Source organism: Kitasatospora sp. NPDC127035 (assembly GCF_042726075.1).
Lineage (GTDB): Bacteria > Actinomycetota > Actinomycetes > Streptomycetales > Streptomycetaceae > Kitasatospora.
The window spans coordinates 103524-128981 of sequence record NZ_JBHXDN010000017.1 but is presented as its reverse complement, the minus strand read 5'-3'; the positions used below and the strand labels follow the sequence as shown (position 1 = coordinate 128981).

The 25458-nt window shown below is 72.4% G+C and carries 20 protein-coding genes and 1 tRNA gene; 12 read left to right on the top strand and 9 right to left on the bottom strand.

Going from position 1 to position 25458, the window contains the following annotated elements; genetic code table 11:
- Positions 1–192 precede the first annotated feature (192 nt).
- On the top strand, positions 193–480 hold the full coding sequence (locus ACFWIC_RS14980; protein ID WP_329952985.1) for a hypothetical protein: 288 nt from the start codon (positions 193–195) through the stop codon (positions 478–480).
- Between the two features lie 23 nt (positions 481–503).
- On the opposite strand, the gene mscL is transcribed toward ACFWIC_RS14980, so the two are convergent.
- The 4 genes from mscL to ACFWIC_RS14960 form a co-directional block, all read right to left on the bottom strand.
- Positions 504–923: a large conductance mechanosensitive channel protein MscL gene (gene mscL / locus ACFWIC_RS14975; RefSeq protein ID WP_329952986.1), complete on the bottom strand. Its 420-nt coding sequence runs from the start codon at positions 921–923 to the stop codon at positions 504–506.
- A gap of 630 nt (positions 924–1553) precedes the next feature.
- Positions 1554–1850, bottom strand: coding sequence for an FmdB family zinc ribbon protein (locus ACFWIC_RS14970; protein WP_329952987.1), 297 nt, complete (start codon positions 1848–1850; stop codon positions 1554–1556).
- A gap of 138 nt (positions 1851–1988) precedes the next feature.
- A complete protein-coding gene (locus ACFWIC_RS14965) occupies positions 1989–3335 on the bottom strand; it encodes an MFS transporter (RefSeq protein WP_380518688.1) in 1347 nt (448 codons plus the stop codon).
- A gap of 436 nt (positions 3336–3771) precedes the next feature.
- Positions 3772–5259, bottom strand: coding sequence for a potassium/proton antiporter (locus ACFWIC_RS14960; protein ID WP_329952988.1), 1488 nt, complete (start codon positions 5257–5259; stop codon positions 3772–3774).
- Between the two features lie 315 nt (positions 5260–5574).
- Between ACFWIC_RS14960 and ACFWIC_RS14955 the strand changes: the two genes are divergently transcribed.
- On the top strand, positions 5575–8298 hold the full coding sequence (locus ACFWIC_RS14955) for a penicillin acylase family protein (protein WP_380362310.1): 2724 nt from the start codon (positions 5575–5577) through the stop codon (positions 8296–8298).
- Positions 8299–8387: 89 nt separating this feature from the next.
- Here ACFWIC_RS14955 and ACFWIC_RS14950 read toward each other — a convergent pair whose 3' ends face one another.
- Entirely contained in the window at positions 8388–8963 is a 576-nt protein-coding gene (locus ACFWIC_RS14950) for a 5-formyltetrahydrofolate cyclo-ligase (protein WP_380518657.1), read from the bottom strand.
- A 107-nt stretch (positions 8964–9070) separates the two neighbouring features.
- Between ACFWIC_RS14950 and ACFWIC_RS14945 the strand changes: the two genes are divergently transcribed.
- The 8 genes from ACFWIC_RS14945 to ACFWIC_RS14910 all read left to right on the top strand — a co-directional run bounded on the left by ACFWIC_RS14945 (position 9071) and on the right by ACFWIC_RS14910 (position 15732).
- A complete protein-coding gene (locus tag ACFWIC_RS14945) occupies positions 9071–10252 on the top strand; it encodes a GGDEF domain-containing protein (protein ID WP_380518654.1) in 1182 nt (393 codons plus the stop codon).
- A 12-nt stretch (positions 10253–10264) separates the two neighbouring features.
- Entirely contained in the window at positions 10265–11185 is a 921-nt protein-coding gene (galU, locus tag ACFWIC_RS14940; protein WP_329883332.1) for a UTP--glucose-1-phosphate uridylyltransferase GalU, read from the top strand.
- A 26-nt stretch (positions 11186–11211) separates the two neighbouring features.
- A complete protein-coding gene (gene glp, locus ACFWIC_RS14935) occupies positions 11212–12576 on the top strand; it encodes a gephyrin-like molybdotransferase Glp (protein ID WP_380518651.1) in 1365 nt (454 codons plus the stop codon).
- A gap of 201 nt (positions 12577–12777) precedes the next feature.
- Entirely contained in the window at positions 12778–13218 is a 441-nt protein-coding gene (gene moaC / locus ACFWIC_RS14930) for a cyclic pyranopterin monophosphate synthase MoaC (protein ID WP_380358372.1), read from the top strand.
- On the top strand, positions 13215–13718 hold the full coding sequence (locus tag ACFWIC_RS14925; RefSeq protein ID WP_329883335.1) for a MogA/MoaB family molybdenum cofactor biosynthesis protein: 504 nt from the start codon (positions 13215–13217) through the stop codon (positions 13716–13718). The genes moaC and ACFWIC_RS14925 overlap by 4 nt, the downstream gene beginning before the upstream one ends.
- The gene (locus ACFWIC_RS14920; protein WP_329883371.1) at positions 13715–14341 is read left to right on the top strand and encodes a GNAT family protein; all 627 of its coding nucleotides are present in this window, start codon (positions 13715–13717) and stop codon (positions 14339–14341) included. The genes ACFWIC_RS14925 and ACFWIC_RS14920 overlap by 4 nt, the downstream gene beginning before the upstream one ends.
- Before the next feature lie 151 nt (positions 14342–14492).
- On the top strand, positions 14493–15566 hold the full coding sequence (gene glpR, locus ACFWIC_RS14915) for a gephyrin-like molybdotransferase receptor GlpR (protein WP_380518648.1): 1074 nt from the start codon (positions 14493–14495) through the stop codon (positions 15564–15566).
- A 92-nt stretch (positions 15567–15658) separates the two neighbouring features.
- Positions 15659–15732 (top strand) — tRNA-Ala (locus ACFWIC_RS14910).
- 259 nt (positions 15733–15991) lie between these two features.
- Here the strand turns inward: ACFWIC_RS14910 and ACFWIC_RS14905 are convergent.
- Positions 15992–17764: a hypothetical protein gene (locus ACFWIC_RS14905; protein ID WP_380518646.1), complete on the bottom strand. Its 1773-nt coding sequence runs from the start codon at positions 17762–17764 to the stop codon at positions 15992–15994.
- Positions 17765–17811: 47 nt separating this feature from the next.
- Entirely contained in the window at positions 17812–18723 is a 912-nt protein-coding gene (locus ACFWIC_RS14900) for a hypothetical protein (protein ID WP_380518643.1), read from the bottom strand.
- Positions 18724–18786: 63 nt separating this feature from the next.
- On the opposite strand from ACFWIC_RS14900, the gene ACFWIC_RS14895 reads away from it, so the two are divergent.
- The gene (locus ACFWIC_RS14895) at positions 18787–19143 is read left to right on the top strand and encodes a helix-turn-helix domain-containing protein (RefSeq protein ID WP_380518640.1); all 357 of its coding nucleotides are present in this window, start codon (positions 18787–18789) and stop codon (positions 19141–19143) included.
- A gap of 211 nt (positions 19144–19354) precedes the next feature.
- Here the strand turns inward: ACFWIC_RS14895 and ACFWIC_RS14890 are convergent, their stop codons facing one another.
- Complete coding sequence (locus tag ACFWIC_RS14890) at positions 19355–20002, bottom strand: hypothetical protein (protein ID WP_380518637.1); 648 nt, start codon at positions 20000–20002, stop codon at positions 19355–19357.
- Positions 20003–20245: 243 nt separating this feature from the next.
- Between ACFWIC_RS14890 and ACFWIC_RS14885 the strand changes: the two genes are divergently transcribed.
- A complete protein-coding gene (locus ACFWIC_RS14885; RefSeq protein WP_380518634.1) occupies positions 20246–22804 on the top strand; it encodes an AAA family ATPase in 2559 nt (852 codons plus the stop codon).
- Between the two features lie 1378 nt (positions 22805–24182).
- On the opposite strand, the gene ACFWIC_RS14880 is transcribed toward ACFWIC_RS14885, so the two are convergent.
- Positions 24183–25457 (bottom strand): Wadjet anti-phage system protein JetD domain-containing protein, encoded by a 1275-nt coding sequence (locus ACFWIC_RS14880; protein WP_380518631.1) that lies wholly within the window; start codon positions 25455–25457, stop codon positions 24183–24185.
- Position 25458: the final 1 nt, after the last annotated feature.

Below are 25458 nucleotides of genomic sequence, written 5' to 3'. Positions count from 1 at the left end.
CCTCATTCCACCCCCACCACCCAACACTCTTTATTCGTGGGTCGGGTGGGCTGGTTTTTGTTTAAACCCGCCCGGGGCGGGGGGGGCCCGGGGCCCCCCCCCCCCCCCCGGGCCCACGTGCGTCCGCGGCGGCGGGGCAGGGCCTTCTAGGCTGTAGGGACGGGCGGGGGATCGGCGAAGGCGGTGGACGGCATGGGTGACGGTGTGAGCGGCATGGACGGCGGAGACGCGGCGGTGGAGAAGGATCCGGCGGGCGGAGCCGTGGCGGACGGGGTGTCGGCGGACGGTCGGGAGCAGGCCCGGGGCGCCCGGGCGGGCGCGGGGGCGGACCGGGCGCGGTTGGTCTTCCGGGACCCGCTGGACCAGCAGTCCCGGGACGACACCGACGCGGGCTGGGGCAGCCGCCCGGAGGCGGGGGAGAGCGGTGGGCGGGGGCTGGACTGGTACCTGAGCCAGCGCCCGCCGCACCACGGCGACTGACCGGCGGCCGGGCCCGGTTCGCCTCAGAGGGTCCGGGTGACCAGGGCGTCGCGGATCTCGGTGAGCAGGAGGACCTCCTTGGCCTCGGCCTCCGCCCGGATCTCGGCCGGCGTCTTGCGCCGGGCGGCATAGGTGGTCATCGGCAGGATCAGGCAGAAGTAGACGACGGCGGCGGTGATCAGGAACTGCAGGACCGCGCTCAGCACGCTGCCCCAGAGGATGAGGATGCCGGTGGTGACCTCACCGGCCGCGGTCACCTCACAGGGCCCCTTGAGGCAGGAGGTGTAGGCCGCGAGATCCTTGGCGCCGAACACGCCGACGATCGGGTTGATCACGCCTTTGACGAAGGCGTTGACGATGTTGGTGAAAGCGGCGCCGATGACCACGGCGACGGCCAGCTCGACGACATTTCCACGCAGCAGGAATTCCTTGAAGCCTTTCATGCCGCGTGAACGACGAAGTCGAAATCCGGTTACGGGTGATCTTCAGCTCCCTCTGATTGACAACCCGTTCGGTGGACGGAGGCCGTCTCCGGCGGTGGCAGGCCCGCTCGCGCGGGGCCGAAGGTGAGTGCCACGGCCGCCGCGAGCACGAGGACGGCCAGGGCCCCTGGGCCCTGCCGGAGCGCCTGTCGGAGCCGGTGTCCGCGCCCGGCTCCGCGCCTGATCGGCGGGAACGACGGCACCGGCTGTCGTGGCGGGACGCTCGGCGCGGGCAGTGGCGGCAGCGGGAAGGGGAGCGGGCGGGAGGGGTTCCTGGTCGGCACGGGCACCACCGGTGGTCGCAGGGTGCCGGCCCCCACCGGGTCCGTTTCCGGGTGGCGGCGGGCCGGCTTCTCGTGACGCACACTCTGGGCCGCCGGCCCGGTGGTCGGAAGCCCCTTTCCCTGCCCTGTGGAAAACTCGGGCCCGGGGAGGACCGGCCTCCGCCGAACGGGTGCACTTCTGCGCCGTTCGGGGGAATTGAGAGAATCCGGGAATGCGAACGGCCCGCCGGACCCGCATATTGCGGGTCGACGGGCCGTTCGGTCGTTCTGTCTCGGCAGTCCGGCAGTCCGGGCTTCGTCGGGGCGGTCAGCCCGCTGCGGGAGCGGGGCTCGCCGCGGGCGCGGAGCCGCCCGACGAGGAGGACGACGACGAGGTCGACGTCGACGAGGGGGTCGACGAGCCGGTGCTCACCGAGCTGCTGGAGGAGGAGCGGCTGTCGGTCCGGTAGAAACCGGAGCCCTTGAAGACCACACCCACGGCGGAGAAGATCTTGCGCAGGCGCCCCTCGCAGTCGGGGCAGGTGGTCAGCGGCTCGTCGGTGAACTTCTGCACCGCCTCCAGGCCGTTGCCGCACTCGGTGCACTGGTACTGGTACGTGGGCACTTGTCTTCCTCCTGGCACTCTCGCCTGATGAGTGCTAACGATGGTCAATGATGCGGCATTCCGCTGGATCAGTCCAGCGACTCGGGTGTGAGATGAGTCCGGCCCGTCGGCGGGACGCCGCCCCGCGCCGCCCGGCGATCAGCCCTTGGCGGCGCCCACCAGCTGCGGAGCGGCGCCCGCGCCCGTGCCCGGACCGGGCGCGGCGCCCGCGTCGGCGGTTGCCGCGCTCCGGGTCCCCGGCGCGACCAGCAGCCCCCGCAGGGAGACCAGCGCGACCAGGCCCAGCCCGGCGCCGGCCACCGGCACCAGGAACCCGGCCGACGGGCCGCTCCCGTCGACCAGCTGCCCGGCGACCATCGACCCGACCGCCAGGCCCAGCCCGATGGCGCCGGTCAGCCAGGTGAACGCCTCGGTCTTGGCGCCGTCCTCGACCAGCGTCTCGACCAGCGTGTAGCCGGTGATCAGGGTCGGTGCGATGGCGAGACCGCAGAACAGGCCGGCGACGGCCAGCGAGACCAGGTTGGGCATCGCCCAGAGCGTCGAGCAGCCGATGACCAGGAGGGCGTAGCTCGCGAGCATCCGGTGCCGGGCGGCGTGCCGCCAGGCGATCATGCCGTACAGCACGCCGGCCAGCATCGACCCACCGGCGAAGATCCCGTACACGGTGCCGCTGGCCCCGGGCTGTCCGGCCGACTCGGTGAACGCGGCGACGGAGACCTGCATCGCGCCGAAGACGGTGCCGACGCCCAGGAACGCGCCGGCCAGCAGTCGGACGCCGGGCGAGGCGAGGGCGGAGACCCGGCGGGCGCCCGGAACGGCCGGGTGCAGCGCGGGCGCGGTGCGTCGCTGGGCGGCGAAGGCGAGCCCGCCGACGACGGTCAGCGTGGCCTCGACGATCAGTCCGGAGGCCGGGTTGACCGTGGTGGCGATGGCGGAGGCCAGCACCGGGCCGATCACGAAGGTGAACTCGTCGGTCACGGACTCGAAGGCGAAGGCGGTGTTCAGCTTGGCCGGCGGCGTGCCCTCCGCCGACAGCCTGGCCACCCAGCGGGCCCGGACCATCGCGCCGATCTGCGGCACGGAGGCGCCGGCCGCCGCGGCGGCGAGGAAGAGGCTCCAGACCGGCGCGTGGCCGAGTGCCAGGGCGATCAGCGCACCGACCGAGACGGCGTGCACCACGACGGTCGGCACCAGGACGGCGGCCTGGCCGAGGCGGTCGGCCAGCCGGCCGGTCTGCGGCCCGACCAGGGCCTGGGCGACGGCCGAGACGGCGGCGGCGGTGCCGGCGGTGCCGTAGGAGCCGTGGGTGTCGCGGATCAGCAGCAGGATGCCGAGGCTGAGCATCGCGTAGGGGAGCCGGGCGGCGAAGGCGGGGACGAGGAACGTCCACACGCCGGGGGTGCGCAGCAGCGCGCCGTACCCGACCCGGGTGGGGGCGGCGTCGGCGCGGTCCCCGGGCGCGGCGGGCAGGTCGTGCCCGGGCATGGTGTCGTCGACCGTTCGGCGGGCCGTCACGGTCGGTCCTTCCTACTGCCTGGTAGCGCGGCAGGGCATGAAAAAGCCCCGACGGCGCCGAGAGTCGTCCTCTCGCGCGTCGACCGGGGTAGATACCGGGCCGGCCGCGGGGTCGCCGAGGGCCGGACCGCGGCCGCCGAACGGTCGCGCCAACTCTGCATCAGGCAGATGCTGGGTGTGTCATTCCGAGTAGCTATACGCGCGTAGATGGCGCGCTTACCTCCACAATACAGGGCTCGTCCAAAACTGTCCTGTCGATCGAAGGTGAACGCCGGCCGAACACCCCACGGCGTCGGCCGGGCCGGACGGCCGGGCCGGCGTCACCGGGCGGCGCCACCCGCCCCCCCCCCCCCCCCCGGCGCCCGGCGCCCCGCCCCCGACCCCCGGCGCCCATGAGCCCGGGGGCTCACTCCCGCCCGTACAGCCACCCGGCGAGCTTGCCGCCACGGTCCACGGCCCGCAGCCGCCGCTCCGCCGCCTCGCTCACCTCGTCGGTGGTCACCACCAGCAGCTCGTCCCCGCCGCGCAGCACCGTGTCCTTGTCCGGCACGAAGCTGTTGCCCTCGCGGACGACCAGGGTCACCGCCGCGCCGGCCGGCAGCCGCAGTTCGCCGATCTCCACGCCGGACATCCGGGAGGTCGGCGTCAGCGCCACCGACAGCAGGTGGCCGTGCAGCTTCTCCAGCGGCGCCGACTCGATGCCGAGGTCCTGGCCCATCGAGCCCTCGCCGATCCGCAGCCACTTGGCGACCCAGGGCAGGGTCGGCCCCTGGAGCAGGGTGAAGACCACGACCAGGATGAAGACGATGTTGAAGACCTCCTGGGCCATCGGCGCGCCGGCGACCAGGGGGATGGTGGCGAGCACGATCGGCACCGCCCCGCGCAGGCCGGCCCAGCTCAGCAGGGCCTGTTCACGGACCGGCAGCCGGAACGGCGTGAGGGTGGTCACCACCGAGAGCGGCCGGGCCACGAAGACCAGCACCGCGCCGATCACCAGCGCCGGCACCACGGCCGAGCCCATCGTCTCGGGGGTGCAGAGCAGGCCCAGCAGCACGAACATCCCGATCTGCCCGATCCAGGCCAGGCCGTCGGCGAAGCCGCGGACGGCGGGTCCGTGCGGCAGCTTGGCGTTGCCCAGGACGACGGCGCTGACGTAGACGGCGAGGAAGCCGGAACCGTGCAGCATCGCGCCGCCGGCGTAGGCGAGCACGGTGAGCGCCATGACGGCGATCGGGTAGAGCCCGGAGGACGGCAGGGCGACGTGCTTGATCCCGTAGGCGCCGACCTTGCCGACCGCCAGGCCGACCGCGAGGCCGATCGCGAGTTCGGCGAGGATGGTGCCGATCAGGACGTACCAGGAGTCCAGTTCCCCGGTGGTGGCGAAGGCGACGACCAGGATCACGACGGGCGCGTCGTTGAAGCCGGACTCGGCCTCCAGCAGGCCGGTCAGCCGGTGCGGCAGCGGGACCATCCGCAGGACGGAGAAGACGGCCGCGGCGTCGGTCGAGGAGACGATCGCGCCGAGCAGCAGCGAGGTCCGCCAGTCGAGGCCGACCAGCCAGTGCGCGCCGGCGGCGGTGACGAAGACGCTGACGCCGACGCCGACGGTGGCGAGCACGGTGGCGGCCGGCATCATCGGCCGGACCTCGCGCCAGTTGGTCTTGAGGCCGCCCTCGGCGAGGATCACCACCAGGGCGGCGTAGCCGAGCACCTGGGTGAGCTCGGCGTTGTTGAACGTGATGCCGAGCCCGTTCTGGCCGAGCGCCACGCCGATGCCGAGGTAGATCAGCAGGCTGGGCAGCCCGGATTTGGTCGAGATGCGCACGGCGACCACCGCGACCAGCAGGATCACGGAGAATTCGAGGAGCAGCTGGTTCAGGTGGTCGACATTCACGCAGGGGCACCTCGGGCTGGCAGGGGCGGACGGGGTGTCTGGTGGCGGTGAGGCCGGGAGCGCTCGATCGACAGGGGCGGGGGCGGCCGGCGCCGATTACTCCCCTTACGGATCGTTACGCAGTCTAACATTTTGCCATATCTTTAGGTTTCCCGGCTGTGCGGCCCGTCACCTCGGGTTCTGACCTCCTCCGATTCCACCGTGAGCGTCCCCCGTGCACGCCCGCCAGCCGAGTCGGCCTAATGTGGTGCCCTGTCACGGCCCCGTGCTCCTGACATGTCCGCCCGCCCCCCAGTGAGGACCGCAAGGACCCAGATGCCCCGCTCGAAGAAGTTCCGGCGCGCCCGTCTGATCGTGATCGTGCTGGTCGTGCTGCTGGTGGCCGGCGCCGGCTACGGCGGCTACCGAGGGGTGGCCGCGGTCCGCGCGTCCTTCCCGGAGGTCGACGGCAGCGTCAAGGTGGCGGGCCTGAGCGCGCCGGTCGACGTCAAGCGGGACGCCAACGGCATCCCCCAGCTCTACGCCGACACCTCCGAGGACCTCTTCCGCGCCCAGGGCTACGTCCAGGCGCAGGACCGGTTCTGGGAGATGGACGTCCGGCGGCACATCACCGCGGGCCGACTGTCCGAGATGTTCGGCGACGGCCAGGTCGAGACCGACTCCTTCATCCGCACCATGGGCTGGCGCCAGGTGGCCCAGAAGGAGTTCGACACCCAGCTCTCGGCCGAGACCAAGAAGTACCTCCAGGCCTACGCGGACGGTGTCAACGCCTGGCTCGTCGAGCACCCGGGCGGGTCGCGCGCCTCCCTGGAGTACACCCTGCTCGGCGTCGTCAACGGCGACTACGAGCCCGAGCAGTGGACCCCGGTCGACTCGGTGGCCTGGCTCAAGGCGATGGCCTGGGACCTCTCCGGGAACCTCCAGGAGGAGATCGACCGCGCGCTGCTCGCCCAGGACTTCAGCCCGGAGAAGATCGCCGAGCTGTACCCGGACTACCCGTACGCCCGCAACGGCACGATCGTGAAGACCGGCACCGTCAGCAGCGACACCTACCGCCCCGCCGACGGCTCCGCCCCGGCCGGCGCCCCGGGCACCGGCACCGGCACCGCGCAGGGCGCGACGACCACCGAGGCGCTGCTCAAGGGCGTCACCACCCGGATCGACGCGCTGCCCGAGATGCTCGGCCGCAACGGCCAGGGCATCGGCTCCAACTCCTGGGTGGTCGCCGGGACCCACACCACCACCGGCAAGCCGCTGCTGGCCAACGACCCGCACCTCGGCCCCGGCCTGCCCTCGGTCTGGTACCAGATGGGCCTGCACTGCCGGACCGCCTCGCCCAGCTGCCAGTACGACGTCTCCGGGTTCACCTTCGCGGGCATGCCCGGCGTGGTGATCGGCCACAACAAGGACATCGCCTGGGGCCTCACCAACCTCGGCGCCGACGTCACCGACCTCTTCCTGGAGAAGGTGACCGGCCCGGAGACCTACCTGGTGGACGGCAAGGAGGAGAAGTTCGAGCTCCGCAAGGAGACCATCAAGGTCGCCGGCGGCGACGACCGCACCATCACCGTCCGCACCACCCGGACCGGCGCCCCGCTGATCTCCGACCCCAGCACCGAGCAGCAGAACGTCGGCAAGTACGCGCCCAACGGCACCTCCGCCCCGGACCGCGGCACCACCGGCTACGGCGTCGCCCTGCAGTGGGCCGCGCTCATCCCCGGGAAGACCATGGACGCCGTCTTCGGGCTCGACCGTGCGAAGAACTGGGACGAGTTCCGGGGGGCCGCCAAGGACTTCGCCGTCCCGGCCCAGAACCTGATCTACGCCGACGCCAGGAACATCGGCTACCAGGCCCCCGGGTACGTCCCGGTCCGCGGCAACGGCGACGGCCGCAACCCGGCACCGGGCTGGGACTCCTCCTACCAGTGGAAGAAGGACCCGGTCCCGTTCAACGCCCTGCCGTACAGCTTCAACCCGTCCGGCGGCTACATCGTCACCGCCAACCAGGCCGTGGTCGACCCGTCGTACAAGTACCTGCTGACCAAGGACTGGGAGTACGGCACCCGGGCCAAGGAGATCACCGAGCAGATCGACGCCCGGCTCAAGAACAACGGCAAGATCTCGCCGGACGACATGCAGGAGATGCAGCTCGACAACACCAGCATCCTCGCGAAGACGCTGGTCCCGAGGCTGCTCAAGGTCGAGATCGACGACCCCTACGTGCGCGAGGCGCAGGACCTGCTGAAGGACTGGAACTACCACCAGGACGCCGACTCGGCCGCCGCCGCCTACTACAACGGCGTCTGGCGCCAGCTGCTCACGCTCGCCTTCGGCCAGAAGTTCCCGGCCGACCTGCGGGCCGAGGACAACTGCCTGCTGGTGCGCCAGCAGGCCGACCCGACCAAGCCGGACAGCAAGTCGGACATCGTCACCGAGTGCGGCACCCGTGACCCGGGCAAGGCCCAGCCGGACGGCGGCGACCGCTGGACCGAGGTGGTCCGGCAGCAGCTGGAGAAGCCCGACAGCGGCTGGTGGACGTACATCGACTCCCAGCACAAGGAGCAGAAGGGCCTGGACAACCTCCTCCGCGAGGCGATGAAGAACGCCCGACAGGAGCTCACCTCGCTGCTCACCAAGGACATCTCCACCTGGAGCTGGGGCCGCCTGCACAAGCTGGAGCTGCGCGAGCGCACCCTCGGCTCGGACGACTCCTCGATCGCCTCCGGCGCCGTCCACAAGCTGCTCAACCGCGGCCCGTACCGCCTCTCCGGCGGTTCGGCGGCGGTCGACGCGGCCGGCTGGAACGCGGCCGCCGGGTACCAGGTCGACTGGATCCCGTCGATGCGGATGGTGATCGACCTGAGCGACCTCGACGCGTCCCGCTGGATCAACGTCGGCGGTGCCTCGGGCCACGCCTATCACCCCAACTACAACGACCAGACCGACCTCTGGCTCAAGGGCAAGCTCCTGACCTGGTCGTTCTCGCCGGACGCGGTCGAGAGGTCGGCGAAGCACAAGCTGACGCTGACCAACGGCTGACGCCCGACGGCCGGCTTCCGCCACGACGGCCCCGCGCCCCCGGAGCTCCGGGGGCGCGGGGCCGTCGACGTACGCCCGCGGGTGGCCGCTCACCCCAAGCGGTGGGGCCCCGACGGGGTCAGCGCGAGGTCCACCGGCCGGTCGTGCGGCTCCGCCGGCACCCGGTCCAGCAGCTCGTGCTCGTAGAGCAGCACCGCCAGCACCGGCCGCACCCCGGCCCGCTCCAGCCTGGCCAGCACCCGGTCGTACGAGCCCCCGCCCCGCCCCAGCCGCAGCCCCCGGCGGTCCACCGCCAACCCCGGCAGCAGCACCAGTGCCGCCCCGGTCACGGCCTCCGGCCCGAGCCGCTCGCCGACCGGCTCCAGCAGCCCGCGCCCGGCCGGGGCCAGCTCCTGCGGGCCCGCGTACTCCGCCCAGTCGAGGTCGTTGTCGGCCAGCAGGACCGGCAGCAGCACCCGCGCCCCGCGCGCCCGGAGCGCGTCCAGCAGCGGCCGGGTGCCCGGCTCGGCGCCCACCGAGACGTACGCGGCCACCGTGGCGCCCGGCCCGGCCAGTTCCCCGGCGTGCCCGGCCAGCGCCGTGGCGGCCCGCTCCCGGGCCTCTGCCGCCAGCGCCCGACGTTCGGACAGCAGCCGTGTCCTCAGCGCGCCCTTCTCGTTGTGCATGGGATGCTCCACCGCTCCTCCACCGCTCCGATCCCCGCCCCGCCCATTGCTCCGACCCGTGCTCCGGGCCCGTGACGCTCAGAGCCTGACATGCGGAAGGCGCCCCGATGTCCACCCCGCTGCTGGTCCAGGCCCTGGCCGTGCTGAGCGCCCCCGCGCTGGCCGGTGCCGCCCTGCTCGGCGCCCGCCTGCGGCGCGGCGCGTCCGGCGCGGCCGACCGCGAGGCCGGGCTCCGCGAGCGGATCGCCGAACTGGAGGCCCGCTGCGCCGAGCTGGAACGCACCGCCTCGTGCGACCCGCTCACCGGCGTCTGGAACTACCGGCACCTCCAGCTCACCCTGGACCGGGAGATCGAGCGGGCCCGCCGGGCCGAGCAGCACGGACAGCACGGACAGCAGGACGGGCCCCGGCCGCTGGCGGTCCTGCTGCTGGAGATCGCGGGCTTCGACGCGGTGGTCGCCGAGCACGGCCGGGCCCGCGCGGGGACGGTCCTGCGCGACCTCGCCCAGCGGCTCGGCATGGAGATCCGCCGCTCCGACACCCTGGGCCGGTACAGCGGGGAGGAGTTCCTGGTCGTCCTGCCGGACACCGGAGCCGAGGGCGCGGCCCAGGTGGCCGACCGGCTGGTCTGGTCGGTCCGCCGCCACCTGCTGCTGGACTGGTCCTCGGGCAGCCGGGAGGGCCGCCACCCGGAGGGCAACGGGCTCACCGCGGCGGTCGGTCTGGCCGTCCTGCCCGAGGACGGCGCCCACGCGGCCGTGCTGCTCCGGGCCGCGGACCGGGCGCTGGCGGTGGCCCGCGGGGCCGGCGGCGACTGCTGGCGGGGGACCGCCGCCCCGGCCGGCTCGCCGACCACCTCGCCGACCACCTCGCCGACCACCTCGCCGGACTCCGCCCCGGCCGCCGCGTCCGCTGCCGCCCCGACCACCTCGCCGACCACCTCGCCGGACTCCGCCCCGGCCGCCGCGTCCGCTGCCGCCCCGACCACCTCGCCGACCGCCCCGACCGTTGCCCCGACCGCCTTCCGGAGGACCTCCGCGGACCGTTCCGGAGCCGTCCCCGCAGGCGTTTCCCCGGGTGCCTCCCCGGCCTTCCCCGCGCGTCCGGACGGTGTCTTCGCAGCCGAACGTAACCGTTCGGAAAAGCCGGGTAGTCTGTCGCCCTGTGCCGGAGGGGACCCCCTCGCCCCACCCGTCACGTCCCCTTTGCCTGCCATTGCGGCCGGGTCTGGCGACGTGCTGTCCCAGCACCGCTCAACGACGCCCGGCCAGGCGAAACACGTGCCTTAGTAAGGTAAACGCATGACGACGTCGAAGTCCCGAATCCCGGTAACCAAGGCCGTGGTCCCCGCGGCAGGACTGGGCACCCGCTTCCTGCCGGCCACCAAGGCCACTCCGAAGGAGATGCTGCCCGTCGTCGACAAGCCGGCGATCCAGTACGTCGTCGAGGAGGCAGCCGCCGCAGGGCTGTCCGACATACTGATGGTCACCGGCCGTAACAAGCGCGCGCTGGAGGACCACTTCGACCGCGCCTACGAGCTGGAGGAGCTGCTCGCCCGCAAGGGCGACCAGGACCGTCTCCGCCGGGTCCGCGAGTCCGTCGACCTCGCCAACATGCACTACGTCCGCCAGGGCGACCCGAAGGGCCTCGGCCACGCCGTCTCGGTCGCCGAGCAGCACGTCGCCGGCCAGCCGTTCGCCGTCCTGCTGGGCGACGACCTGATCGACCCGCGCGACCCGCTGCTGGCCCGCATGATCGAGGTCCAGCAGGAGCTCGGCGGCTCGGTCGTCGCGCTCATGGAGGTCGACCCCTCCCAGATCCACCTGTACGGCTGCGCCGCCGTCAAGCCGAACGGCTTCGGCGAGGACGTCTTCCAGGTGACCGACCTGGTTGAGAAGCCGGAGACCGCCGACGCGCCGTCGAACTACGCGGTCATCGGCCGGTACGTCCTCGACCCCTCCGTCTTCGACGTGCTGCGCGAGACCCCGCCGGGCCGCGGCGGGGAGATCCAGCTCACCGACGCCCTGCGCGAGCTCGCCACCCGCGACGCCGCGGTCGGCGGCCAGGTGCACGGCGTGCTCTTCAAGGGCCGCCGCTACGACACCGGCGACCGCGCCGACTACCTGCGCGCTATCGTCCGACTGGCCTCCGAGCGCGAGGACCTGGGCCCGGGCTTCCGCAGCTGGCTGCGCGAGTTCGTGGCCACCGAGCTGCAGGACTGACACACCGACCGAGAGCGAGCGCGCCGATGACCGGGTCCACGGAGAGCGGTACCACCCCCGCAGCCTGCTGCGACGGCTCCGCGGACCCGGCACCGGGCGCCCGCCCGGCGGTCGGCCCGTCCGGTCCGGCCGCGCTCTGGACGGTCGACGAGCACCTCGCCGACGTCCTGGCCGCCGTCGGCCCGCTGCCCGCCATCGAGCTCCAGCTGCTCGACGCGCAGGGCTGCCGGCTGGCCGAGGACGTGGTCGCCGAGGGTGACCTGCCGTCCTTCGACAACAGCTCGATGGACGGCTACGCCCTCCGCACCGCCGACACCGCCGGCGCGACCACCGAGTACCCCTCGGTGCTCGCCGTGGTCGGCGACATCGCCGCCGGTGCCGACGCACTCCCCAAGGTCGGCCCCGGCCAGGCCGCCCGGATCATGACCGGCGCCCCCGTGCCGCCCGGCGCCCAGGCCGTCGCCCCGGTCGAGTGGACCGACGGCGGCACCGGCACCGGCCGCGCCGCCGACTCGATGGCCGCGCCGGTCGAGGGCGAGGAGGTCCGGGTGCTGCGCCCGGTCACCGAGGGCGCCCACGTCCGCCGCCGCGGCAGCGACATCGCCGCCGGCACCCGGGTCCTGACCGCCGGTACCCGGCTCGGCCCCGCCCAGCTCGGCCTGCTCGCCGCGGTCGGCCGGCCCACCGTCACCGTCCGCCCCCGCCCGCGGGTCGTGGTGCTGTCCACCGGCAGCGAGCTGGTCCAGCCCGGCGACCCGGTCGGCCCCGGGCAGATCGCGGACTCCAACAGCTTCACCCTCACCGCCGCCGCCCGCGACGCCGGCGCGATCGCCTACCGGGTCGGCGGCGTCCCCGACGACGCGGCCCGGCTGCGCGCCGTCCTGGAGGACCAGCTCGGCCGGGCCGACCTGATCGTCACCAGCGGCGGCGTCAGCGTCGGCGCGTACGACGTGGTCAAGGAGGTCTTCGCCGAGTACGGCGGGGTGGACTTCCGACGGCTGCGGATGCAGCCCGGCAAGCCGCAGGGCTTCGGCCGGATCGGCCCCGGGGCCGGAGTGCCGCTGATGGCGCTGCCCGGCAACCCGGTCAGCGCGTACATCTCCTTCGAGCTGTTCGTCCGTCCGGCGATCCGGACCATGCTCGGCGCCGACGACGTCAACCGTCCGGTCGTCCGGGCCCACTGCCCGGTGGCGCTGCGCTCGCCCGCCGGACGGCGGCAGTTCCTGCGCGGCCGGTACTCCGCGGTCGACGGCGTGGTGGAGCCGGTCGGCGGCGAGGGATCGCACCTGGTCGGCGCGCTGGCGAGGGCGGACTGCCTGATCACCGTCCCCGAGGACGTCACCGAACTGCCGGCCGGCAGCGCGGTGGACGTGGTCCTGCTCGGCGGCTGAACCCCGGGGCCGGTCGTACCGCGGGCCGGCCCGGATCCCACCGCGGCGGGCCGTCTCACCGGCGCGGCCCGTCCCACGCCCCGGCCGGGGCGAGGAGTACGGTAGCGCGGTATTCGACCTGCGCGCCCCCTGGAGCCACCCGTGACCACCTCACCCCCCGGCGACCGCCTCACCCATGTCGACGAACAGGGCGCGGCCCGGATGGTCGACATCTCCGAGAAGGCCGTCACCGCGCGCACCGCCGTCGCGGCCGGCCGGGTCCGGGTCGCTCCCCGGGTGGTCGAACTGCTCCGCGGCGAGGGCGTCCCCAAGGGCGACGCGCTGGCCGTCGCCCGGATCGCCGGGATCATGGGCGCCAAGAAGACGCCCGAACTGATCCCGCTCTGCCACCCGATCGCCCTCTCCGGCGTCACGGTGGAACTCTCCGTCGCCGACGACGCGGTCGAGATCACCGCCACCGTGCGGACCACCGACCGGACCGGTGTCGAGATGGAGGCGCTGACCGCCGTGGCGGTGGCCGGGCTGACCGTGATCGACATGGTCAAGGCCGTCGACAAGGGTGCGGCCATCGAGTCCGTCCGCGTGCTCGGCAAGACCGGCGGCAAGAGCGGCGACTGGAGCACCCCCGAGGTGTCCGCGTGAGGGCGCTCGCCGTCACCGTCTCCAACCGCGCCTCGGCCGGCGTGTACGAGGACAAGGGCGGCCCGCTGCTGGTCGCCGGTCTGCGCGGGGCGGGCTTCACCGTCGACGGCCCCCGGGTCGTCCCGGACGGCGAACCGGTCGAGGCCGTCCTGCGCGAGGCCGTCGCGGCCGGGTACGACGTGGTGCTGACCACCGGCGGCACCGGCATCTCCCCGACGGACCTCACCCCCGAGATGACGGCCCGCGTCCTCGACCGCGAGATCCCCGGCATCCCCGAGGCGATCCGGGCCCACGGGCGGGAGAAGGTGCCGACCGCGGCGCTCTCCCGCGGGCTGGCCGGCCTCGCCGGACGTACCCTGATCGTCAACCTGCCGGGCTCGACCGGCGGCGTCAAGGACGGCCTGGCGGTCCTGGAGCCGCTGCTCGCGCACGCCGTCGACCAGCTCGGCGGCGGCGACCACCCCCGGCCCGACGCACCAGCTTCCGGGAGAGCGCACTGAACGCCGGCTGGCCGGTAGAGCTCCACGAGGGGGACGTCGCGCTGCGCCCGATCAGGGCCCGCGACCAGGGCGACTGGCAGGAGGTCAGCCGGCGCAACCGGGACTGGCTGCGGCGCTGGGAGGCGACGGTGCCCCCGGGCCCGGCGGCCCACGGCGCCGGCCGTCGCCCGACCTACCGGCAGATGGTCCGTTACCTGCGCAGCGAGGCCTCGGCCGGTCGGATGCTGCCCTTCGTCGTCCTCCACAAGGGTCGGCTGGTCGGTCAGCTGACCGTCGGCGGGATCACCTGGGGCTCGATGTGCTCGGCCAACGTCGGCTACTGGATCGACGAGGCGGTGGCGGGGCGGGGCATCATGCCGGCCGCGGTCGCGCTCTCGGTGGACCACTGCTTCCGCACCCTCGGCCTGCACCGGATCGAGGTCTGCATCCGGCCGGAGAACACCCCGAGCCGGCGGGTGGTGGAAAAGCTGGGCTTCCGCTCGGAGGGAATGCGGCCGCGCTATCTGCACATCGACGGCGACTGGCGGGACCACCTGGTGTTCGCGCTGACCGCCGACGAGGTGCCGGAGGGGATGCTGGACCGCTGGCGGGCCCTCAGTTCGGTGCGTCGGCCCAGAAATTGAATGTATGTTCGAAAAGAAATATCGATATGGCATCGGCGTGGCGACGGACGGGCACAAATGCCGGCAAATTAGTCGGAGAATCAGCTTGATCACACGACACGCCGTGCCAAATTGCTACCGGCCCTTCCCCCGCGCCCGTACGGTGTGAAACGTGAGCAGTAGCGGCCTTATCTACGCCGTCATCGTAGGGGCCTGGGCCGCCTATCTGGTGCCGATGTGGCTCCGCAGGCAGGACGAGCTCAACGAGGCGCGCCCGACGGAACGCTTCAGCACCGCCATCCGCCTGCTGGCCGGGCGTTCGGCGCTGGAGCGGCGGGCGTCCCGGGCCCTGAGCGACGAACCGCGTGACGACGAGCAGAGCAGCGACGACGGCCCTCCCGAACGGGACGGGGCCGCGGTCGGCGACCCCTCCGACGAGCCCTCCGGTGGCCTCGCCGGCGACCTCGCCGACGATCCCTCCACCGGTTCTCCGGCCGGGGGCGGATCGGCGGACGAGCCGGCGCCCCGCCCGGCGGAGCGCACCGAGGGACGGTCCGCAGGTACGGCCGGCGGCCCCGAGCGGCGGGCCCGGTTGCTGGCCCGGCGTCGCCGGATGGTCACCGTCCTCTTCCTGGTCTTCGCCGTCGGCGCGGTGGTCGCGGCGGTGGCCGGACTGGCCTTCCTCTGGGTCCCCGCGGTCCCGGCGGCCCTGCTCACCCTCTACATCGGGCACCTGCGCCGGCTGGAGCGCCAGCGGTACGCCGTGAAGCTGGACCGGGTCCGCGCGGCCCAGGCCGCCGAGCGGCTGCGCAAGCGCGAGAAGCAGCGCGCCGAGGCCGCCCGCGTCGCCGCCGAGGCTCCGGCCCCGGTGGCCGAGCCGGAGCCCGCGCCGCGGACCGGACGCGGCCGTCCGCACCTGCGGCTGGCCACCGACGCCGACGCCGCCCGGGCGACCGCCGCACCCGGTTCGGCCTCGGCCGTCGCGGAGGCGACCGAGCACGAGGAGTGGGTCGACGGCATGCGCGAGCGCGGCGCGGCCGGCCCGGACTCCTGGGAGCCGGTGCCCGTCCCGCTGCCGACCTACGTGACCGCGCCGGTGGCCACCCGGGTCAGCCGTGGTCTCGACCTGTCGGCGCCCGGCACCTGGACCGCCGGTCGGCCGGCCGAGGCCCGCAACACCCCGCTCTTCGACCAGTACGCCGAGCCCTCCGCCGCGGAGTCCCGGCCCCGCGCGGCCAACGAGTGACCGGTCGGGGGTGCCGCGGCACCCCCGACCTGGGACGCCGCCCGGGGGTGGTCACGAGCCCCCTCCGAAAGGTGCTAGAGTTTCTTCTCGTTGGGGCTGTGGCGCAGTCCGGTAGCGCACCTCGTTCGCATCGAGGGGGTCAGGGGTTCGAATCCCCTCAGCTCCACCCAACGGACCGTTCACGACTTCGGTCGTGAACGGTTCACGAAATCCCGTCCAGTAGGCAACTCTGGGCGGGATTTCGTGCTTTACGGGTCTGGTTGGGTCTGGCTGCGACCTGTGGGGTGGATCACATCGCCCCGCGGGATGGCTGAGCGGAGCTGGCGGTGCGGGTGCGGGCATGGCGAAGTGGCCGTGGGACCAGAGGGTGTGTGGTCCCACGAACCGGCGTCGCGTGCTCTGTGGTTGGCCTGGCGAGTGGAGGGCTAGCCGAGTCTCGGTGGGTCCGTCTCGGGGCTTTCACGGCTGATGCCGGGCGTTGTGGGGGAGCGGTCGGTCACGTTCGGCGGTACGTGCGGGTCTGGGGTGTCGGTGATGTCGGCGAGCGTGTAGCTGTCTTCGACCCACAGACGACGCTCGCGCAGGTAGACCTCGATGGTGCGCAGGTTCTCGACCATCAGCTGGATTGCGCTGAGGAGCGTCTGAGCAACACGTCCCCGGCTCTGGCGGAGCTCCCGTTTGTCGAGGAAGGAGTCGACGTTCTTGGCGCGGCCGTTGAGTCCCTCGACGTGGCTGCGCAGGCTCCGGAAGGCCCGCTGCCAGGGTGCGCGGCCCCAGGGCATGCCCTGGCGCAGTTTCGGTGTGAGGTCGACGGGCACGCCGATGGTGGTCTGTTGGCAGATGTCCGGCCGCTGGTGCATGGGCTTGTTGGGGACGCGGACGGTGGGCTTGGCCGCCGGGTGGGCGCGGCGGGAGCGCTGGTCGTCCAGGTCGATGAGGGGGCGAGGCGGATCGGCCCGCCTGCGGTGGCGAGGGCGCTGGTCGCGTTCGGCGGCCCAGGGGCACTGGACCCTGGGGCTGGTGCCGGCGGCCGGGCACTGTCGGCGTTCGACACCCTTGACGTTCGCCCGCTGCTTGAGCGGCAGGACGAACGGATCGGCTTCCTCCATGCGGGGGAGCAGTTCCTCGCGGTCCTTGCTGGTCCTTGCGGCGGCCATCAGGTGGTAGGTGTTCAGGACGCGCTGCGGGGCATGGGGACAGAGCAGGTCGCCGCCCAAAGCGGTGGCTCCGTGCCAGGGGACCTTGCGGATCATGTCGGTGCGGTAGTCGAGCACGAGATCCCAGCCGAGCGCGCGAACGGGCTGGTGGAAGGTCTCCGCGCGGGCGTGGGTGTAGGCACGGTCCCCGGCCAGGTACCCGGTACGTGGCAGCATCCGCTTGGTGACGGCCAGCAGACGCACGGCCTGGGGGCCGATCTGTTTGCTGGGGGTGTGCACGGCCATGCCCATGCACAGCTGCGGGTAGGTGCCGGCGACCGCAGGGTCGGCATGTCCGGCGACCAGCAGGGTGGCGCTGTAGCCGAAGGTCTCGGTACCGTCGCCGGAGACGTGGATGCCGGCGCTGACCTCCAGCGAGGCGTGTCTGCGGGTGCCCTCGCGAGCCCAGACCGGAACGCTGGTGCCGTCCACGGACAGGTCGCCCTGCCAGTTGTCCATCAGGCCGCGTTGCACGGCGATGCGCACCGGGGCGAGGACGAGCCGGTTGGCGATCTCGCTCAGGCACGGTGCGGGGTCGTGGTCGTCGGAGGCGGTGTCCCAGACGGCCTTGAACCGGCCGGCTTCCGCCGGGAGCAGGCGGACGCGGCGGTCGTGGCGGGCGGGGTCGAGGACGGTGGTGATCCTGTCCCACGCGCGGTAGAAGCGCTGGGCGGAGGCGTGGGTGGCCTTGAGGTCGAGCGGGTCGACGACCTCGAGGTCGAAGACGTCTCGCCACGTGGCGCTGAGACGGAACGTCATGATCTCCCACGCGTCGTCGATGTTCGTGCTGCGACGTTCGCGGGCGGCCAGGAACAGCCCGGTGAGCACGACCTTCGCCGGCAGGCCGGCAGGGCCTGGGCGGCCTGCTTCCAGGGTGTCGAGCTTGTCCAGGACGCCGCTGGTGCGCACGAGGTCGTAGGCCAGGCGCACATGGGCGTCCGCGATCTTGGTGTGGAACGGTGAGGGGGCCGGGCGGCGCCGCAGGCGTTCGGCGTGGTGCACCGGGTGAGGGTGGCGTACGGGCCTGCGCGGCGGGTGGTGGGGCCGGGTCATGCCCACCCCCGCAGCAGGCGGACCGCGGCGTCCTGGTCTGGGGCGGGCACCCACCGGTGGTACGGGTCGAGTGCGGCGGTGGACTTCAGGCCGGCGGCGCCGGCGATGAGGTTCGCCGGGACCCGGTCGCGCAGCAGTGCCACGATCCACGTCGAGCGCAGGCGCTGGGCGTCCAGGCGCGGCACCCTTGGGTCCGCCGGCTCGTTGCGTTTGGTCCAGTTGCTGACGAGGTTCTTGGCGCCGCTGACCTTACGGCCGGGCACGAACATGTAGTCGTCGCCGGCGACCTGGGCCAGATCCGCCAGGCTTTCCTCCCACAGCGAGCGGCAGATGACCAGTCGCGTCGACTCGGGCACGGAGATGGCAAGGGCGCCGCTGGGCAGCGGCACGATGTCGCTGCCGCGGGTGGCTGTGATCTCGCCGGGCATCAGGCCGCACCCGGCGCCCAGCGCGATCAGCGCAAGGGCGCTCCTGCGGCCGGTGGTGTTGTCCGGCAGCGCACGCGCCCACACGTCCAGCCGGGTGAGCTCGCTCACGTCGTAGGGAACGGCTCGGGAGCGGGCGGCGCGCAGGCGGGGGCGCGGGGCCTCGCCGCGTTCGACCCACACCAGCGCATCGTGGACGCGGGCGAGCACGCTTGCGTACTTCTGGACGGTGGAGCCCTTCAGATCGGTGGCGCCCGACAGGTAGCGGCTGATGGTGCTCTGCTCCAGCCACACCGCCGGATCGCGGGGCAGCCCCGCGCGTTCCGCGCTGATCGCCAGCGCGGAGGTCACCCGCAGTACGAGCATCACCGGGTACCGGACCTGCTCGCCGACTGCGGCCACCAGCATGCGCACACCGTCGGCCACGGCCTCCCATTCGGGTGGGGCGTCGTCGGGACGGTACCTCAGGATCTGCTGGCTCATGCCGGCCTCCAGCGCCACGGACCACGAGAAGCGGCTGCACAAATAGCCACCTTCACGGACATAGTGCACATCGACCTGAAGGAGCGCATCCCGATGCCCGGTGGAACGCTGCGTAGTACGCGCCCGCGGGACTTTGCCGCTGACCCGCAGGCGTGGCCCGACACGCTCGTGCCCGGCCACGCTCAGGCCCGCGTCGTGCGGGCCATCTCCGGACGCCTGAAAGAGCACATCGAGGCGAGCGGGCTGAGCCTGCGGGAGGCCGCTGCGCTCACGGGGGTGAACCGGCAGGTCATCGCCCATCTGCTGGCGGGCCGCAGCTGGGTCGACGTGGTGACGGTCAGTCTGCTGGAGGACGGTCTCGGGGTGGTGCTGTGGCCGGGGGCGGGCGCCCGGGCCTCTGTGGCGGCCGGTCGCCAATGACCGGGTGGAGGAACGCATGCGGGCAGCTCGCTTCCGCACGCCCGGGTGCCGGACGGCACCCGGGCGCTGCAAATTAGACCGCACGGCCCCCGGGTGCCGGTGATGTCGGCTACGCTCGGGCGTGCGGACCCGTTGTCAGGGGACCGTTCAGTGCCGCCGGGCTGGACCCCGGCGGCACCCCCCCTTCTTGTCGTGTGTCAGGGGAACTCGTTCAGTGCCCGCGTTCGGCGACCTCCTCCGACGGCGCGCCGGGGGTCCCGGCCAGGGGCAGGGCGTACAGCCCCGGTGCCGTCTTGCGGAGCTTCCCGCGTTGGGTCAGTCGGCGCAGTGCGTTGCTGACGGAGGCGATCGGTTGTGCGGTGCCGACCAACTTGTTCGTGCGGCCGAGTGACTGCAGATGTGTGATGACCGCCAGGATGTCGGCGGCGCGCATCGGCTCCTGGGAGGTGGCCAGGATCTGCAGGATGAACTGCGGCAAGGAGGGCTCTGTCCCGCCGACGGCCGACGCACCCTGCCCGTCCCCCGTGCTGGTGGGGGACGGCTCCTCCTGCGGCTGCTCGCTGTCCGTCGGGTGGGCGGTGGGTCCGCTCCGGTCCCCGCTGTCGGCGGGGGTGGCGTGGGCGGGCCTGCCCGTGCTCTGCTGAGTGTCGCCGCCCGGGGGCGGGGCCAGGTCCACCAGAGACTCGCGCAGATTGTCCCGGGTCCGCTCCAGCACGGTGAGATACCTCTCGGCCGTACCGAGGAGAGCCTGGACCTGCGTGACCTCCCGGCGCAGGCCATCGATCCGCTCGTGCTGGTCGGTGATCCTGTGCTCCGCCTCGGCCGCTAGGTCCATCAGCGACCGGGTGAACGCATCCACGTGGTCCGACTCTCCTCGCGCCGTGACTGCCCGTCAGTGTGCATAGCCTAGAGGCATGAGGCATGCGGTGGGGCGCCGATGGGCGAATCATCTGCCGCCGGACCAAAATAAGCGCTCCGCCGTCAACGCCGGGAAGCACCAGGACACTTGCGATTCAAGGTCTCGTGGGCGGCGTAGGCCGGTCAGGTGGCACGATGGCGCCTCGGTAGGCAGGCGCAGAAGCCGAGGCAGGGGGTGCGTGAGGTGAGCACACGGTGGCCATCAAGGCTTCGTGTCGGCGATGAACTGCGCTACCAGGAACGGGCCTGGACGGTGACGTCCTTCAGGCAAGGCCGCATCCAGCTCACTGACGCACTTGGCGGTCACGTTCTCCTCAGCCCGCTGGCCCTCGTCAGCGACCCGGATGCCGGCCTCTTGAACGCCCGGCCCCGGCCGGACGCACCCGTCCCTCCTGTGTTGGCTCGGGATGCAAGAGTGTGGGAGCGGCACCTCACCGAAGTCATCACCGGTCTTCCCCCGGGTGCGACGCCAGGCCAACTCCCCAAGCCCGCCTACGATCTGGCCGTCACCACCCTCGCCCAGCGTGAGGCGGCGAAGGCCGTCGAACTCGCCGCGCTGGGCATCGAGGGCGCATCCGCGCGCACCGTTCGCCGTAAACGGCAGCACTACCAGAAGGCGGGGCGGGCGGCGCTGGCTGACCGGCGTACCCACCGCAGTCCCCGCCCCGGATCCCGTGTGGACCCGCGCGTGCTGGAATGCCTGGACCTTGCCCTGTCGCAGGCGCACACCCGCGAGAGCGCCGCCTCCATTCGCCGCCGCACCGCATCGCTGCTGGGACAGTTGCATCCCGGAGCGATCCCGCTCCCCTCGCCATCCACCTTCCGCCGGCTCATCGCCGCTAACGGCGGCCGCCACACACCTTGGCGCGTGCGCCGCACGCTGGGACCGCCGGGCGCCGCCGTCGCCGTCGACACCTTCGCCCTGCCCGGAACCCGCTCCCTCGACCTGACTCTGGCCCTGGACATCGCCACGGGATGCGTCTGCGCGGCGCTGGTGCACCTGCGTGGTGCCGCGCCCGACCCGATCGCCCTGTTCGCCCGCTGGTGCGCGCCTGTGCCGCTCAGTCTGGCCTCCCGCCAGGGCAAGCCGGTCTGGCGGCTCACGGCCGGCGTCGACACCCCGGTCATCCGGCCTCGGCGACTGGTCCTCCAACCGCATGCGGGCGCCCGGGTGTTCGCTGAACGCTTCGCGCGCCTGGGCATCGACACCGAGTTCCCGCGCGTGACGCAGCCCCAGAACGCGGCGGCGGACATGAACGTCCTCGCCCGCCGACTCGGCCGCCACCTCTCCCGTACTCTCCCACCGCCGGGCGCCGCGCGAGAACGAGCCGTCCACGATCCCGTGACGGTGGCCCAGGCAGCCGTCGACGCATGGGTGGCCGAGGTGTGGCACGACTCACCGCGCCCCAGTGCGACAGCCCACCCGGCGACCCCGGCTGCCCAGTACGCACACCTGGTGGCTCAGCACGGGGCGATCGACCTGCCCCTCGACGCCGCCGAGTACCTGGATCTCATGCCTGTGCACCGCCGCAGGATCGGCCGGGACGGCATCCGTTTGCACAAGCGCCGCTACGACAGCCGTGATCTCGACCCCTACCGCGGCCAGGGGCAGCACGTGCTGATCAATGTCGACGTCCGGGACCCGAACAGCATCTGGCTGCACACCGCAAGCGGCGCCCGCATCCCGGTCCCGGCCGCGGACGGGGCCGCGACCCCCGACCGGCTGATGGCCCCTGCCTACGTCTCCGCCGCAGTGGACCGCGCTTTGCTCGCCGACCGAGGCCAACCCGCCCTGCTGCCGCCCGCCGAACCCTGTGAGCGACCCGGGCCACGCCCGCTGGACACCCCGCAGGGCTGGCGGCACTACCTGGAGAGCCCACTGCCGGTCAGAGACGGCACCGACCGCCTCGCCTACCATGCCCAGCTGACCCTCAGCCTGCCGTTCGTCGAGGACGTCGAGCGAGCCCTGTGGCGCCAACTGGCCTTCAGCCGCTACCAGACGGGAACCAGACGCGTGATCACGGTCTGCGGGCCGGCATCCAGCGGCAAGACAACCGCCGTCCTGCTCGCCGCCCGCCGCCACCACAACCTCGAGCATGGCGCAACCCGGCCCACGGACAGCCTGCGGACCTCGAGCATCTACGTCACAGCCCGCCCTCGTCCCACCACCCGCGCACTTCTGCACGACCTGGCACGCTCCCTCGCCCTGCCCGGCTCCGCCCGCACCACGCACGCCCTCGCCGACCAGGTCTCCGCCGCTCTGAGCGCCGGAGGCACCGACATCGTCATCATCGACGACGGCCACCATCTGCTGCACGCGGCATCGGCCGCCACCGATGCCCTGGAGGCCCTGAGGTACCTCGCGGCACGAGTCCCGGCCACCTTCGTCATCACCGCCACCGCCGACCCGGACCACACCCCCGCCCTCCTGGACGGTTGGCTCGACCGGGTGCACGCTGCACCCCTGGGCCACGGACCCGCCTGGCATGCGCTCCTCACCGGGCTCGACGCGGCGCTGTGGCTGCGCAACCACCGCACAGGCCGCATCCACGCATTCTCCCGCCTCCTGTACCAGGCGTCCGGGGCATTGCCCGCCCGGGCGGTGTCCATCGTGCGCGCCGCTGCTGTCGACGCGGTCATCGACGGCACCGAAGAGATTACCGAGCAGGCCCTGAGACGGCACATGCACCGGCCCACCCCCAGGCCCGGCACCGCGCCCGCCGCCAGGGACCACATCCAGTAGGCCATCTACAGCCTTGAGCCGACTACAGACCACAATGAACGAACCACCCATCCTCACCGGGCGGGTCAGTCGAGCGTGAAGTCGCCGTCAGGCAGCCAGCCGTCCAGGTACCCGTCCACCAGTACCTGGGACGCCCGCAGCTCAGCGCCCACCAGATACGGCGACAGGTCGCGTCGGCTCACCCACTCCAGCAAGACCGGCTCTCGTTCCCGCCCCCGGCAGCCGGGACCAGGACGGGCGATCAGGAAGTGCTCCTCCGCGCACGCCGCTGGGCCCGTACCAGGCGCCACCCGCCGGTGGCCCGTCACCCTTCCCCAGCGCAGCGTCGACCAGCCGATCACCTGCCCGGCCAAGCGTCGCCCGGCCTCCCGGCGGGACTCCGCCGGCCCCATCACGGTGCGAGGCACATGCCACGCCGGCTCCGCCGGCACCAGCGCGACCTTCTGCGTCGTGTCGATCGCTAACAGGCAGACGGACCGGGTCGGCCGCGGAGCAAGAATGAGAGGCATGCTCCTCAGCCTCCCCTGGTGGGTGGACAAGTAGCCACCCTGGGGTGGTCGATCACACCGGCGGAGTACGCTTCTCGAGAACTCGTATGTCAATCGGTCCTCCGGTGATCCCCCCGTTATGGGGAGATGTACACGGGGAGATCTGGCCAGCGAAGTGAGTCCGAAGCCACCCCGTCTGGGCTGCACCACACCGCCGACGGTCAGGCCAACCGCGCCCTCTAAGGTAGGCAATCTCAAGCCTTCGCGTGGAGTCGGCGGATGGTGAGCGCGCCTAGGAAACAGTTGGGCTGCTGCCCGGGGCCGTCGACGAGGCCAGCTCGCGGGGTTTCCTCGAAAGCGTGGAAGGGCCAGGGCCGCACGGTGGCGAGGCTGTGACGGCGGCCGGCCGCCATTTTGGCGAGGAGGCTGGGTCGGCGGATTCTTGGGGTGCGGTAGTCAGCGGGCGGTGCGGGCCCGGGACTGCCGTGTCACTCGTGCAGAAGCTGCCGAGGGCCACGTTCCCCGGCGGGTGGCCCGGCGAGGGGGAGAGGCGGCGGGGCGGACACCGCGCTGGTGGCGGCCCTGGTCCGGGGGCGCCGCCCGCTGCCGGAGGGCGAGCCGGTGGCCGGAGCTCGCGGGTTGTCGCCCAGCCGGTGTGCTGGTACTGCTCAGGTCAGCCGACGAGCAGCGGCTAGGGCGACGGTGGTGTAGACCGAGGTCCTTGTAGATCCGCTGGTGCATTCCGCCGAACCAGGCGTCGCGCCGGTCGTCGAAGAGCGCCTGGTAGTTTCACATCGGTGCCGCTCGGATGTGGATTCGGGCGGCAGCGATGCCAGGGGCGTTACGGCTTTGCTCACCTTGTACTTAGCCGTAGCCGCTGGCAGAGGTTTTCAATCTTGCTTGGCGAGTTCGCTGAGCCATCGATGCAATTGAGGAAGCACCTGCTCATGGAGCCCCTCCTGCTCGCAGCGCAATCCCCCATGGGCGGCGATCGCTGCGAGGAGCCCTTGAAAGTGTGCTGGAACGGATTCTGACATCGCCTGGGCCGCAGATCGCCAGCGTTCCAGTTCGGCCGGTTCTTCGTCGAGCTTGCTTCCGTTGTGATAAAGGACCGCATCCATGCCGATCGGCTGGATAGCTCGGTCGCTCTTCTCCGCGAGGTTGAGGATGATCCCGACACCAGGCGGGTCAAGGTCTCCCCAGGCCGCGATCGGGAGCGAAGGCGGCACGCGACTGCGCAGGAAGAGCGCCAGTGCGTCGGAGGCGAAGCCTCCGGTCCAGATGCACAGCCACTCGGTGGGGACAGTGGTGCGCGAGGAAACGGCCTCGAAGGTCTCCTGGTTCTCGATCAGGAGGACCCCAGCGGCCTGGAGGTCAAGGCGGCCATCCCGGGCAGCGGCTCTGCCGGGCAGCTCGATGAACGGCTCGGCCAGGGAGAGGTCGGCCACGAGGCCCTGGCGGTGCCATTCGGCAGGACCGGTCATCCTCAGACCGGTGTCCGCCGTGTGGACGGCATCGCTGAACGGTTGTCCGATCAGTTTGGAGAAGGCGGCTTTGGACGCATCGGTCCACTGCTTGCTCCCCCCGAGGGCTTGCGTTGCGAGTTCACGCTCGCCGTACTTCCAGCCGCGACTCAAGCCGCGGTACCACTCTGCCGCAGCTCGTACAGCGGCGTAGTACGTGGCCCAGTGGTTAGTTCCGGTGCGTGTTCCGGCCGGTGCGAGCCTACGGTTGTCGTCCGGGAGTGCCGCGAGTAGGGAGTATTCCGATGTGAGCTCCCGAACACCGGCCATTGCGGCCAAGGCCGCCGAGCGTTCTCTCAGCACCTTCTGGCGTTTGACGATTGAGCGGTAGCGCGCTTGGCCGCGTTTGGTCCTGATGGGTCCGTCCGCACCGATGAGGAGCTGCCGCAGGGGCAGCGCGTGGCGGCTGCCCCGCAGTGCGGCGTCAGCGCGCCCGAGGTGGATACCTTGACCGGTCACGGCGTCGGTGCCGAAGAGGTCGACCAAGTCGGCACGTTCACGTGCGGTCAGGCGCATACGCATGGGACGGTCCAGCTTCCCCCCGTTAGCGATGCGCTCGCGGGCCAGGGTGCAGAAGAGCCGGCCGCCCGGGGTAGCCGCCCATTCCGCGAGATCAGGGTGGAGCACGAGGTGGGCGCGCATG